Source organism: Wocania ichthyoenteri Th78, from assembly GCF_000789235.1.
Classification (GTDB): domain Bacteria; phylum Bacteroidota; class Bacteroidia; order Flavobacteriales; family Flavobacteriaceae; genus Wocania_A; species Wocania_A ichthyoenteri.
Window position 1 is genome coordinate 174,316 of record NZ_KN525716.1, and the last position, 13,723, is coordinate 188,038.

Annotated in this window: 13 protein-coding genes; 6 read left to right on the forward strand and 7 right to left on the reverse strand. The window is 31.8% G+C overall.

Features of this window, described 5'->3' with window-relative positions; all coding sequences use genetic code 11:
• Positions 1-49: 49 nt before the first annotated feature.
• Positions 50-430, forward strand: coding sequence for a LysM peptidoglycan-binding domain-containing protein (locus tag RG22_RS00880; RefSeq protein WP_034040004.1), 381 nt, complete (start codon positions 50-52; stop codon positions 428-430).
• 112 nt (positions 431-542) lie between these two features.
• On the opposite strand, the gene cmk is transcribed toward RG22_RS00880, so the two are convergent.
• From cmk to RG22_RS00900, 4 genes are all read right to left on the reverse strand, one after another.
• A complete protein-coding gene (cmk, locus tag RG22_RS00885) occupies positions 543-1,238 on the reverse strand; it encodes a (d)CMP kinase (RefSeq protein WP_034040006.1) in 696 nt (231 codons plus the stop codon).
• Between the two features lie 130 nt (positions 1,239-1,368).
• On the reverse strand, positions 1,369-2,388 hold the full coding sequence (gene porQ, locus RG22_RS00890; RefSeq protein WP_034040008.1) for a type IX secretion system protein PorQ: 1,020 nt from the start codon (positions 2,386-2,388) through the stop codon (positions 1,369-1,371).
• A gap of 108 nt (positions 2,389-2,496) precedes the next feature.
• Positions 2,497-4,947, reverse strand: coding sequence for an endopeptidase La (lon, locus tag RG22_RS00895; protein ID WP_034040010.1), 2,451 nt, complete (start codon positions 4,945-4,947; stop codon positions 2,497-2,499).
• A 180-nt stretch (positions 4,948-5,127) separates the two neighbouring features.
• On the reverse strand, positions 5,128-5,778 hold the full coding sequence (locus RG22_RS00900) for a rhomboid family intramembrane serine protease (protein WP_034040012.1): 651 nt from the start codon (positions 5,776-5,778) through the stop codon (positions 5,128-5,130).
• A gap of 62 nt (positions 5,779-5,840) precedes the next feature.
• Between RG22_RS00900 and RG22_RS00905 the strand changes: the two genes are divergently transcribed.
• Positions 5,841-6,722, forward strand: coding sequence for a lysophospholipid acyltransferase family protein (locus RG22_RS00905; RefSeq protein WP_034040014.1), 882 nt, complete (start codon positions 5,841-5,843; stop codon positions 6,720-6,722).
• Between the two features lie 100 nt (positions 6,723-6,822).
• On the opposite strand, the gene glmM is transcribed toward RG22_RS00905, so the two are convergent.
• Positions 6,823-8,211 (reverse strand): phosphoglucosamine mutase, encoded by a 1,389-nt coding sequence (gene glmM / locus RG22_RS00910; RefSeq protein WP_034040015.1) that lies wholly within the window; start codon positions 8,209-8,211, stop codon positions 6,823-6,825.
• An 82-nt stretch (positions 8,212-8,293) separates the two neighbouring features.
• Between glmM and RG22_RS00915 the strand changes: the two genes are divergently transcribed.
• The 3 genes from RG22_RS00915 (at position 8,294) to RG22_RS00925 (ending at position 11,413) form a co-directional block, all read left to right on the forward strand.
• Complete coding sequence (locus RG22_RS00915) at positions 8,294-8,890, forward strand: acyl carrier protein phosphodiesterase (RefSeq protein WP_034040017.1); 597 nt, start codon at positions 8,294-8,296, stop codon at positions 8,888-8,890.
• Positions 8,887-10,590 (forward strand): gamma-glutamyltransferase, encoded by a 1,704-nt coding sequence (gene ggt / locus RG22_RS00920; RefSeq protein WP_034040019.1) that lies wholly within the window; start codon positions 8,887-8,889, stop codon positions 10,588-10,590. Before RG22_RS00915 ends, ggt begins: the two co-directional genes overlap by 4 nt.
• A gap of 88 nt (positions 10,591-10,678) precedes the next feature.
• Positions 10,679-11,413, forward strand: coding sequence for a hypothetical protein (locus RG22_RS00925; RefSeq protein ID WP_034040021.1), 735 nt, complete (start codon positions 10,679-10,681; stop codon positions 11,411-11,413).
• Here the strand turns inward: RG22_RS00925 and RG22_RS00930 are convergent.
• Complete coding sequence (locus RG22_RS00930) at positions 11,410-11,643, reverse strand: hypothetical protein (protein ID WP_034040023.1); 234 nt, start codon at positions 11,641-11,643, stop codon at positions 11,410-11,412. The two genes, RG22_RS00925 and RG22_RS00930, sit on opposite strands and share 4 nt — an antisense overlap.
• A gap of 343 nt (positions 11,644-11,986) precedes the next feature.
• Here RG22_RS00930 and RG22_RS17525 point away from each other — a divergent pair, with 343 nt between their 5' ends.
• Positions 11,987-12,865: an IS982 family transposase gene (locus tag RG22_RS17525; protein WP_034040883.1), complete on the forward strand. Its 879-nt coding sequence runs from the start codon at positions 11,987-11,989 to the stop codon at positions 12,863-12,865.
• On the opposite strand, the gene RG22_RS00935 is transcribed toward RG22_RS17525, so the two are convergent.
• Positions 12,791-13,681 carry a hypothetical protein gene (locus RG22_RS00935; RefSeq protein ID WP_034040025.1) on the reverse strand — a complete coding sequence of 297 codons (891 nt, stop codon included), beginning with the start codon at positions 13,679-13,681 and terminating at the stop codon, positions 12,791-12,793. The genes RG22_RS17525 and RG22_RS00935 overlap by 75 nt on opposite strands.
• Positions 13,682-13,723: the final 42 nt, after the last annotated feature.

Genomic DNA, 13,723 nt, shown 5'->3' on the forward strand with positions numbered 1-13,723 from the left:
AAGTCCTTTTACTATATTTAGCTTGATAAATAATTAAATATATAACACTATGACAATGAAAGCAAAATACCAATCTGTACTAGATTTAGGACAAGAATTAAACATACAAAACGGCGATGTACAAGAAGAAAATGGCGTTTTAAAAGTTTGGGGAATCGCCAAAACACCTTATGAGAAAAATCTACTTTGGGATGAAATTAAAGCTGTTGGTGGTGAAAACCCAACCGATATTATGGCAGATATTAAAATAGCTGATGAAAGTGTTTACCATAGACATACTGTAAAAAGTGGTGAAACTTTAGGAAAAATAGCTATTCAGTATTATGGAAAAGCTTCAAAATACCAAGATATTTTTAAAGCAAACTCAGATATTTTAAAAAACCCGGATTTAATTCACCCAAATCAAGAATTAATTATTCCGAATCCATAAAAGATTTAAGATAAAACATTTTAAAAGCGGATCTTTATTAAGTTAAAGATTCGTTTTTTTAGCTGCCACAAATTCGCAAGTAATTTTAAAAACTGAAAACTGCAATTGATACTTACTCACAATTTTCTATCGTCATTTTTACTAGCTGCAAAATCTTATCGAATTGTTCTTGTAATGATAAATTAGAATTATTAATTTCTATAGCATCATCGGCTTTTATTAAAGGAGAATCTTTTCTATTAGAATCTATATAATCACGCTCTTGTACATTCTTTAAAACAGCATTGTAATCAACATCATCACCGCGTTCAATAAGCTCTTCATAACGCCTTTGAGCTCTAGTTTCAGCTGAAGCCGTCATAAATATTTTAAGTTCAGCTTTCGGAAAAACAACAGTGCCAATGTCTCGACCATCCATAACCACACCTTTATTTTCTCCCATTTTCTGTTGTTGTTTTACTAGTTGCTCACGTACTTCTGAAACCGCAGCCACTTTACTAACAAAACTTGAAACCTCTAAAGTTCGTATTTGTTTTTCAATATTTTCTTCATTTAAATACACTTCAGCAAAACCTAAGTTTTCATTGAATTTAAAACTGATATTAATTTTTGGTAATTGATATATAAGTGCTTCTTTATTAAAGTCATCATCACTAATCAAACCATTTTGCATCGCATAAAACGTTATGGCTCGATACATGGCACCAGAATCGACATACACATAACCCAAATGGTTTGCTATTTGTTTTGCTACGGTACTTTTTCCAGTTGAAGATAAGCCATCTATGGCTATTGTAATTTTATTCATTTTTTGATTTGATGTGCCTAAAATAATTAAAGTGCACTAAAGTAAGAAACACTAATCACTTTAATTATTGCTAAAATGAAAATAATTTGTTTGAGTGAGCTTGGATACTACGACTGTTTACTGAATACTATTATTGTAAATCTATTTGCAAACCAAAAAAGTTAGAATTAGCTGCGCTTGTATATTTAGCATGCGTGTAACTAAAGCGCATTTTGTTCATTTTTATTGAAATACCTGCAGACAAACCTGAAAAATTGCGTTGATCTAATATTCGAAGTTCTTCACTTCTACGAAAATTATAACCTAATCTGATATTAAATCCGCCTTGGGGGAAAAGTTCTGCACCTAAAATAGTATGCCTAATTACTTGTCCTAAAAATCCAATTTTTTCGTTAGATTGATTCCCACTTAAATCGCTTGTCGTTCTCGCTGGGTTTGGTCTTGCAATAGGCCAATCTTGAAGATTCTCGAAGGTAACATGCCAGCGAATAGGTACGTGTTCTAAAGTCTGCGACATGCCAAAATCGACTTCAAAAGGCAAGGGCTCATTTAAACCCGCATAAGTTGTTATTTGAGCTCCTAAGTTTCTAACAGCAACGGCAGCATGAAAATCTAAATCTTCATTTATATATAATAATCCTAAATCTACCGAAGCACCAAACGAACTATATTGCTCTAATTTAGAGGTAATTAATTTTAAATTTGTTCCGAAATAAAAATCAGAATACCCAATTTGCAAAGCATAACCCATTGATAAAGCGGCTTCGTTACCTGTAAATGTTCCTGTTTCGTTACCGTTTTCATCATAGCCTTCAAAAGAACCATAATTTATATAAGTAACACCTGCGTGAAAAGTTTGCGTACGCCTATCAACAGTATAAGCATAAGCTGCAGTACCGTAACTAATACCTCCTAAATAACTCGTGTAATTAATAGCTAATTGATTATCCATTTCAACATTAATCGTTGCTGGGTTATAAAGGGCTTGGGTAACATCGTAATCCACATTTGTTAAAACTTTACCACCTAATGCTGCTTGACGTGGCGATGACACCAAATTAAGAAACTGGTAAGTAGCCTCACCTCCTACTTGAGCAAAAGTTAAACTGCTTACATAAAAGCAAAAAATAGTGATAATTTTCTTTAGCATATTTACTGTTACAAAGTAAGTAAATCTATCTTAAAACGGTAGCAAGTATCTTTTATTTTAATTCATAAAAAAACCTCGAACTATGTCGAGGCTTCAGCAATCAACTTTTTATAATTTCTTCGGATTCTTTACTTTTTGATTTGTTAATGCCAATTTAATAACATCGCTCATATCGGATACATAATGAAACGTTAAGCCTTTTAAATACTCTGGTTTGATTTCTTCAATATCACGACGATTATCTTCACAAAGCAAAATTTCTTTAATACGAGCACGTTTTGCAGCAAGTATTTTCTCTTTAATCCCTCCAACAGGAAGCACTTTTCCACGAAGTGTAATTTCGCCAGTCATGGCTAAACTTTTCTTTACCTTTCTTTGTGTAAATAATGATACTAAAGATGTTAACATCGTTACACCAGCACTTGGTCCGTCTTTAGGGGTAGCACCTTCTGGCACGTGAATATGCACATTGTATTTTTCAAATATGCCAGCATCTACTCCAAATTCTTCAGCATTCGATTTAATATATTCCATAGCAATAGTAGCTGATTCTTTCATCACTTTCCCAAGGTTTCCGGTAATGGTCATAGTTCCTTTTCCTTTTGAAAGTATCGATTCTATAAACAAAATATCACCACCAACACTTGTCCACGCTAAGCCTGTCACAACACCAGCAACATTATTATTTTCGTATTTATCGCGTTCTAATTTTGGTCCGCCTAAAACCTCAATAATGTCTTCATTAGAAATTTTAACGCTATAAGTTTCTTCCATAGCAATATTTTTGGCAGCATAACGTACCATTTTCGCTATTTGTTTTTCTAATCCACGAACTCCAGATTCACGTGTATACCCCTCAACAATTTTTTCTAATTGGGGCTTTGCTATTTTTATGTGATCGTTATTTAAACCGTGTTCTTTTAATTGTTTTGGTAATAAGTGTCGTTTTGCTATTTCTACTTTTTCTTCAATGGTATACCCTGTAACATTGATGATTTCCATGCGGTCTCTCAAAGCAGGTTGAATGGTTGATAAACTATTAGAAGTGGCAATAAACATGACTTTAGATAAGTCGTAACCCATTTCTAAAAAGTTATCGTAAAACTCACTGTTTTGCTCAGGATCTAAAACTTCTAACATAGCTGAAGAAGGATCGCCTTGATTCGAATTTGATAGCTTATCAATTTCATCTAAAACAAACACAGGATTTGATGTTCCTGCCTTTTTAAGGCTTTGGATAATACGCCCAGGCATGGCACCTATGTATGTTTTACGGTGTCCGCGAATTTCAGCTTCGTCTCGTAAACCACCTAATGAAATACGCACATATTCTCTTCCTAAAGCTTCTGCAATCGATTTTCCTAAAGATGTTTTACCAACTCCAGGAGGCCCATATAAGCATAAAATTGGCGATTTCATATCGTTACGCAACTTTAAAACTGCTAAGTATTCTATGATTCTGCGTTTTACATCTTCTAAACCAAAATGATCACGATCTAGAATTTTCATAGCGCGTTTTAAATCGAATTTATCTTTGCTGAATTCATTCCAAGGTAAATCTAAAAACAACTCTAAATAATTACGTTGTATAGAATATTCTGCCACTTGCGGATTCATACGTTGCATTTTGGCAATTTCTTTATTAAAATGCTTTTCAACATCTTCATCCCAGTGCTTTTCTAAAGCACGCGTTTTCATCTCCTCTATTTCTTCATCATGACTTACGCCACCCAATTCTTCTTGAATTGTTTTCATTTGTTGATGCAAGAAATATTCGCGCTGTTGCTGGCTCATATCCATCTGTACTTTAGATTGGATATCGTTTTTCAACTCTAGTTTTTGAAACTCAACATTCATAAACTTAAGTGTAGACAACGCTCGCTCTTTTAAATTATCCATTTCTAAAAGCGACTGCTTCTCCTCTACTGAAAGATTCATGTTTGAGGACACAAAATTGATTAAAAACGAATTGCTTTCTATATTTTTTATGGCGAAAGATGCCTCACTTGGAATGTTCGGGTTTTCTTTGATAATCTCCAGCGCTAAATCTTTAATAGAATCTATAATTGCCGAAAACTCTTTGTTATTAACAGCTGGTTTTGCTTCTGCAACATCTCTAATGGTAGCATTCATATAAGGTTTTTCAGTAATAACCTCAGCGACTTTAAAACGTTTTTTTCCTTGAATAATAACCGTTACATTACCATCAGGCATTTTTAAAACACGTAAAATTCTTGCTACAGTTCCTGTTTCGTGAATGTCTTTTGCAGTTGGATTTTCTACCGATTCATCTTTTTGAGCCACCACACCAATAACTTTACTGCCTTTATTAGCATCGTTAATTAGTTTGATAGATGCATCTCGACCAGCAGTAATAGGAATAACAACTCCTGGGAATAATACGGTATTTCTTAGCGAAAGAATTGGCAGTGTTTCTGGCAATTCTTCATTATTTATTTCTTCTTCATCTTCAGGTGTCATTAGCGGAATTAACTCTGAGTTTTCATCAAATTCCTGTAATGACAAACTGTCAAGCGATATAAAATTAGATTTCTTCATATATATATTTAAGTCAATCTGTCATTAAAACTGATTGCTTTTTATTTTTTTAGGGTTTACTAAAACTATAACAAGCTGAAAATTAATATTATAACAAAAAAACAGCTTTCAATTTCATTATATAAATTCAATAGCTATGCCATTTATACAAATTCAATATTAAAACTCTAAGTTTAGAATTTATACCTTCCCCATACGCTTCAAAACATATAATAAAACTATAGGAAGAGCTAATAAACCAATCATTAATAAATTGGTTTTAAATAACCATGGCGATAAAATTAAAGTAATAATATAACCACCAACTGCGCCTCCAAAATGAGCATCATGACCAATATTACCTATTCTGTTTTTCATACCGTAAATTGAATATAACAAATAGCCAATTCCGAAAATATAAGCAGGAATCGGGATAGGTATAAAAAACATATATAAACTCATTCCTGGTTGTAATAAAATTGCAGAATAAATAACACCAGAAACTGCGCCACTGGCACCTACAGCACTATAATGATATTCGTTTTTATGAAAATATAGTGATAATAAGCTGCCCAATAACAAACTACCAACATATACTAATATAAAATTAAACCTGTTTAAAGAATTTATAACTACATCAGCAAAAAAGTATAATGAGAACATATTAAAAAATAAATGTGCATTATCTGCATGCAAAAACCCCGAACTAAACAATCTAATTTGCTCGCCTCTTTTTACAGCACCGACGTTGAACTTGTATTTTTCAAAAAAACTGTAGTCGCCAAAACCTTTATAAGATATAATAACATTGGCTGCTATAATTATAATTGTAACTAAATCTAATTTGCCCATAGGGTATTAAGGTTTAAAATGAAATTAATATATCTTTGTCGCTACAAATCTAAAATTAATTAATGCAATTTCTAATTTATATTATTGTTTATCCGTTTTTGTGGTTAATCTCAATATTACCTTTTAGATTACTCTACCTATTTTCTGATTTTATTTTTGTGATAATATATCATATTGTTGGTTACAGAAAAAAAGTAGTTTTTGATAATTTAAAATTATGCTTTCCCAATAAATCTGAAAAGGAATTAAAACATATTTCTAAAAAGTTTTACCATCATTTTTGCGATATGATGTTGGAATCTATTAAATCTCTAACCATTTCTGAAGCAGAAATGAAAAAGCGTTTTACATTTACAAATATTGAAGAAATTCAACAACACGAAAACAATAATAGAAGCATTGTTTTAATGTGTGGACACTACGGTAATTTTGAGTGGATTTTTATTCTACAAAAACATATGAAGAGTAAAGGCTATGCCGTTTACAAACCATTAGCCAACAAATATTTTGACGCTTTAATAAAGCGTATTAGAGCCAAATACAATAGCTATTTAACAACTACAAAAGAAACCATACCAACACTTATTAAAGCAAAACGTGATGGTGAATTAACCATTAACGGATTTGCAGCCGATCAATCACCAAAAATTAATAAAGCGTTTCATTGGAATACGTTTATGGGCATTAACGTACCTATACATACTGGTGCCGAAATGCTAGCAAAAAAATTAGATATGGCAGTGGTGTTTTTTGCTGTAAAAAAAGTAAAAAGAGGCTACTACGAAACCTCTTTTAAAACTATTACCACAACACCAAAAAATTATGAGAATTACGAGATTACCGATATCTACATAAAACTCGTAGAACAGCAAATTATTGAAGCTCCAGAATATTATTTATGGACACACAAACGCTGGAAGCATCGAGATAAAGAAGATAAATAAACTCTTCTTTTACCGTCATTACGAGGAACTTTTCAGCGATGTGGTAATCTTAATAATTGTAATTTCTTATGTTTTACAAACATAAGAAATTACAATTATTTTAACCTTTAGCTATCGCACCAATCTCCTCAATAAACTTATCTGCTAATGCATCAGCTTCTTCTTGCGATTTTGCTTCGGTATAAATTCTAATAATAGGTTCAGTGTTACTTTTACGTAAGTGCGCCCAACTTTCAGCAAAATCAATCTTTACACCATCAATGGTAGTTAATTGCTCGTTTTGGTAACGATTTTCTATCGTTTTTAAAATACCATCAACATCTAAACCTGGTGTTAATTGTATTTTCTTTTTGCTCATAAAATAATTAGGATAGGTTTTACGCAATTCACTAACACTCATTTTCTTTTCGGCTAACAAACTCAAAAACAAAGCTACGCCAACTAAAGCATCACGACCGTAATGCGAATCTGGGTAAATAATACCACCGTTACCTTCACCTCCAATAACTACTTTATTTTGTTTCATCAGTTTTACCACATTAACTTCACCAACTGCACTGGCTTCATAAGTACCACCATGTTTTTCGGTAATATCTCGCAATGCTCTGGTTGAGCTCATATTACTCACAGTATTCCCTGGGTTTTTACTTAGCACATAATCCGCACAAGCAACCAATGTATATTCTTCACCAAACATATCGCCGTTTTGATCCATAAATGCCAAACGATCCACATCTGGATCTACTACAATACCAAAATCGGCATTTTCTTTAACTACTTTTTCAGATAAATCTCCTAAGTGTTCTTTTAAAGGTTCTGGGTTATGTGGAAAATGCCCCGTCGGATCACAAAATAATTTAACCGCATGTACCCCCAATCGCTCTAAAAGCAACGGAATAGCAATACCTCCAGTAGAATTCACACCATCTACAACAACCTTAAATTTAGCTTCTTTAATAGCTTGTGTGTTTACTAATGGCAAACTTAAAACTTCATCAATATGCAAATCTATATAAGCTTCATTTTTTGTTATTTTCCCTAAACTATCAACATCTGCAAAATCCATAGTATCACTTTCAGCAATCTCTAAAATTTTTGCACCTTCAACTGCATCTAAAAACTCACCTTTTTCATTTAAAAGTTTTAAAGCATTCCATTGTTTTGGATTATGACTTGCTGTTAAAATAATACCACCATCAGCATGTTCCATAGGTACGGCAATTTCAACGGTTGGTGTTGTAGATAAACCTAAATCAATCACATGAATTCCTAAACCAACCAAAGTATTCATTACTAAATTTTGAATCATTTCACCAGAAATACGCGCATCTCTACCTACTACAACACGGTAATTTTTCTTTATACGTTGTTGCTTTAACCAAACACCATAAGCCGATGCAAATTTAACTGCATCAATAGGTGTTAAATTATCGCCTACTTGTCCGCCAATAGTTCCTCTAATTCCTGAAATTGATTTTATTAGTGTCATTACACAGTTTTTATTAAAAATTAAATGCAAATATACAATTACAAAATGGTAATTGTTAAATCGTAATTCGTAAATTTCACAAATGAATTACTTAGCTCATATTTATCTTTCTGGTGAAAACGACCTTGTTACTATTGGGAATTTTATTGCTGATGGCATTAAAGGCAAACGTTATAAAAAGTTTTCGAAAGATATTCAAACCGGTGTTTTATTACATAGACATATTGATACTTTTACCGATTCGCATAAAACAGTACGAATAAGCACAAAACGCTTACACAAAAAATACGGACATTATTCTGGTATTATAGTCGATATTTTATACGATCATTTTCTAGCAAAAAATTGGAGTAAATATTCAGATATACCTTTAGATGATTATGTAGAGACCTTTTACGATTCGTTAGAAGAACACTACAATATGCTGCCTTTACGAATTCAAAAAATGATGCCTTTTATGATTACTGATAATTGGTTGCTTAGTTATGCTTCAATTGAAGGTATTCAAAGAGTGCTTGATGGGATGAACAGACGAACAAAAAACCGTTCTGGAATGAATGAAGCCACCAAAGAATTAGAAGATTTTTATGCAGATTTTGAAACCGAATTCACTTCTTTTTTTGATGAATTGATAGAATCTTCTAAACTAAAATTAAAAGAACTTAACAATACTATATGAAACATTTTATCTCACTTTTTCTAATTTTATTATTAATCATTTCATGCAAAAAATCTGAAACTTCACTAACAGATAAAACTTCAAAAAGAGGTTTAATTACTCAAAACGCTATGGTAGTTACGGCTCGTGTGGAAGCCTCAAAAATAGGGAGTGGTATTCTTAAAAAAGGTGGCAATGCTTTTGATGCTATGGCTGCAACCGAATTAGCTTTAGCAGTTTCTTTTCCGTATGCCGGAAATATTGGTGGTGGCGGTTTTATGGTTTACAGAAAAAATGATGGCGAAATTGGTGGTATTGATTACCGAGAGAAAGCACCGTTGGCAGCCACAAAAGATATGTATTTAGATGAAGAAGGCAATGTAATTCCAAAAAAAAGTACTTTGGGAGCCATGGCTGTTGGTGTTCCCGGAACAGTTGCTGGTGTGTTTGAAGTTCATAAAAAATTAGGTTCGTTGCCTATTGAAGATATTTTAAAACCAGTAATAGCATTAGCTCGTAAAGGTGTTGTGGTTACTAAAAGACAGGAACGTAGAATTAAACATTTTCAACCTTATTTTAGAAAAGCAAATAAAGATTCTATTCTTTTAGAAAACTCGTGGAAAGAGAATGACACTATAAAATATAATGCTCTAGCAAATACCTTAGAGCGTATTTTAGAAAACGGCAGAGATGAATTTTATAAAGGTGAAACCGCTAAAAAATTAGCAAAATTTATTCAAGATAATGGTGGTATAATTACCGAAGAAGATTTAGCAAAATACGAAGCAAAGTGGCGCAAACCAATAACTTTTAGTTACGATAATTTAAAAATTATATCCATGTCGCCACCATCAAGCGGTGGCATTTGTTTGGGTCAAATTATGAAAATGGTTGAGCCTTTTCCGTTAGATGAATTCGGGCATAACTCACTTAAAACCATCCAAGTGATTACAGAGGCAGAGCGACGTGCCTATGCCGATAGAAGTTTTTATTTAGGCGATCCAGATTTTGTAAGCATACCAGGTAATACATTAATTAATAAATCATATTTAAGCGGAAGAATGCATGATTTTTCATTTAAAAAAGCCACAAAATCTAGTGATGTATCGCACGGAAATATTCAAATTATTGAAAGCAATGAAACGACTCACTACTCTATTGTCGATCAATTTGGTAATGCTATTGCTGCCACAACAACTATAAATGCAGGTTTTGGTTCAAAATTATATTGCTCAGAACTTGGATTTTTCTTAAACAACGAAATGGACGATTTTAGCAGTAAACCTGGAGAACCTAATATGTTCGGATTAATAGGTGCCGAAGCCAATAGTATTTCACCGCAAAAACGAATGCTTAGTTCAATGACACCAACTATTGTTGAAAAAAATGGCGAGTTATTTATGACTTTAGGTACTCCGGGTGGTTCAAGAATAATAACTTCTGTTTTGCAAACTATTTTAAATGTGCACGAGTTTGATATGACGATGCAAGAGGCAGTAAATGCACCACGTTTTCATCACCAATGGCTACCAGACGATATTAAAATGGAACCTAACGCTTTTGACCCAAATTTGATAAATCAGCTTGAAAAATTGGGGTATACTATCAATGAAAAAGATGCGCCAGTAATTGGTAAAGTCGACGGAATCATGGTTTTACAGGACAAAACGTTAGAGGGTGGTGCCGATCGTCGAGGTGACGATACGGCTGTCGGTTTTTAACATTTTTCCTTCTCTTAGTCCCTTATATTTAATAATTTAGCCTTCTAATTATCTATCGTATAATACTAGAGAACAAAGGTTTATTATTGTGAAACCCAAATCAAAATCAAAATCAAAAAAAGTATTTAAAATAGTAACAGGAGTCATTATATTCCTCACGCTCCCTAGTATATTATTCTTTGGTTTCGTCTTTTTTAAATATAATGAAGATCTTCCCACAGGCATTCAAGGTGAAAAAGCTGATGCTTTAGCTCACAAAATGCTTGAGACCTTAGATTATGAAGCTTATAAAAACACTAATTATATTGAATGGACTTTTAAAAAGCGTCATCATTTTGAATGGAAAAAAAATGAAGGTATTTGTGATGTGTTTTGGAAAGAATATCGTGTTAGCCTAAATCTTAAAGATTACACAAAAAGCAAAGTGTTTGTGCATAGTTTTAAAATGAAGGGTGACATGGCAGAAGAATTGATAAACGAAGCTATTAAAATTTTTAATAACGATTCATTTTGGCTTGTTGCACCGTATAAAGTATTTGATGAAGGTGTTGAACGTAGGTTGGTTAAATTAAATAATAACGAAGAAGCCCTCTTAATAACATACACCTCTGGCGGCACAACTCCAGGTGATTCTTATTTATGGTTATTTGATGAAACTGGTAAACCAAAAAGCTTTAAAATGTGGACGGATCTACTTCCAATCGATGGCTTAGAAGCCACTTGGAGCGATTGGATTACAACAGAGAGCGGTGCTCAATTACCAACTTTTCATAAACTATTAGTTATCGGGCTTGAAATGGGTGTTGTAAAAGGGATTAACTAAATTAAATTATCAATTAAATTCTTATTACTTCTTTCAAAATAATCGTTAAAAGTATAAGATATCCCTACCGAAGAATTCCTTAAGTTTCCAAAATTATCCTCTATACTTAGACATTTGTAAAATTTATAGCCTAAATAATCAAACCCTAATAACAAATATCTATTTTTTAAATTATCATTATCTATTGTTTTTATAAATTTTTCATCTTCCATTAATTTAAAGTCATTCATTATATCTAATCTTGCCAACTTCTTTTCCTTATTACCTTTTAGATACTTATTAACAATATTATTTGAAGCAATTAAATAAAGATGAAAATTAGAAACCTTTTCATCTTTATAAATAAAAATGGGATAATTAATATGCTTAAATTGATTATTAAAAAACTTTCCATTTACATTAAATTTTTCATAACCTTTTTCAAAGCGAATTATTGGTAAGTCAATTTTTAAATTTGTATAGTCCTTAACTACAAATTGATTAAATGAACCCGTTGTGCATTATGATTTAAAAGAAAAAAGTTGTCCATCTTACTGATAATCAGTAACTTGTTTTAGCGATAAAACATTAATTATGAACAACTTAAATGCAAATTACGAAAGAATATTGGAAGTATTAAGAAAAATATCAAAAGAGCAGCTTTTAGCTTATCAAAGACGACAACCTAAACTGAGTGATTTGGAGTTGGTAAGCCTAAGCCTTACATCAGAATATATGGGTATAGATAGTGAGAGTAACCTATTTAGACAACTTCCTGATGTCATTTCATCAAAAATTAACCGCAGTGTTTATAATCGTAGAAGAAGAAAGTTAGCAAATCATATTGATGCAATACGTTTAAAATTGGCTACTCATTTTAATGAATTTGAAGACTATTTCATTGTAGATAGTATGCCTTTAGAGGTTTGTAAGCTATCAAGAAGTTCTCGTTCAAGAATATGTAAAGAAGCTACTTATGTCTTTCCAGACAAAGGTTATTGTGCTTCTCAAAGTGCTAATTATTATGGGTATAAATTACATGCTATTTGTTCTGTTAGCGGTATTTTTCAGAGTATAGATTTGAGTCCGGCATCTGTTCATGATGTGAATTATCTTAAAGATATTAAAGCACAAATTAGCAATTGCACTTTAATTGGTGATAGAGGTTATTTATCCGCAGAAATTCAACTTAACTTGTTTGATACTTGTAACATAAAGCTAAATACACCGATGAGAAATAATCAAAACAATTACAAAAAACAACCGTACATTTTTAGAAAATCGAGAAAGAGGATAGAAACTTTATTTTCTCAACTGTGTGACCAATTCATGATAAGACGCAACTACGCTAAGTCTTTTGAAGGCTTTAAGACCAGAATAATATCTAAAATAACTTCGCTAACTGTAATTCAATACATTAACAAATTTGTCTTTGATAGAAAAATAAACAATATAAAAATCAGCATTATTTAAAATGCACAACGGGTTAAATGAGTATGGTAACTCTTCATTTCCAAAAAAATAATTGTATGCTTCAACTAAATAACGTTCATCAAAAGTCAAATTATTGCGCAAAATTTTAAAATAAAAAACTCTATTATTAATATATATTCTATTCTTTATAAAATTCATGATATCAATCACTTCATTATAAAGTAAAAGAACGTCTTTTTCATTTTTTACAATTTTTAGAGGCTGTTTATTAGCTATATTAAAATCAAAAATTTTTCTAGATGAATGGTATTTTGAATGCTTTTCAAATAAATCTCTCCAAGCTTTTGATATATTTTCTAAGACTTCATAGCCTGAAACTGGTTCATTTGCTTTTTTTCTGTCAATCATAGATCTAAAAAAACCTTCATATCTTTCTTTTTTTGTACTGAAACTATTTACCAATTTTCTATGGTTGTCCAACAAATTAAAAAAAGTATTATCCAATTGTTGGCTAATCATTACTTGTGTTTGCTGCTTAAAAACTTCCTTTGTTTCTTTTAATTCTTCTCTAGTTAAAGTTAAATCCTCTTGTTGATATTTTATTTCAACTTTCTGTCCTAAAAATGCAATATAAATAAAAAACAAACCGGCTAAAGCCCAAAGTGAACCAGTTACTCCTCCAATAAAATCCCCAACTTCATTAAGTTCTCCATTGAGACAATACCAAAAATAAAACCCAACAAATAAGCCTATTAGCCCTAGTCCAACAAAAGACCAAGCCACTATTTCAAGAATTGAAATTCTCCTATCTAATTTTTCTATTTGAGACTCAAAGCCTAATTCATTTTTTAACATTAAGCATCAATTTATAATGTGTAAGCTAATATATACAAACTT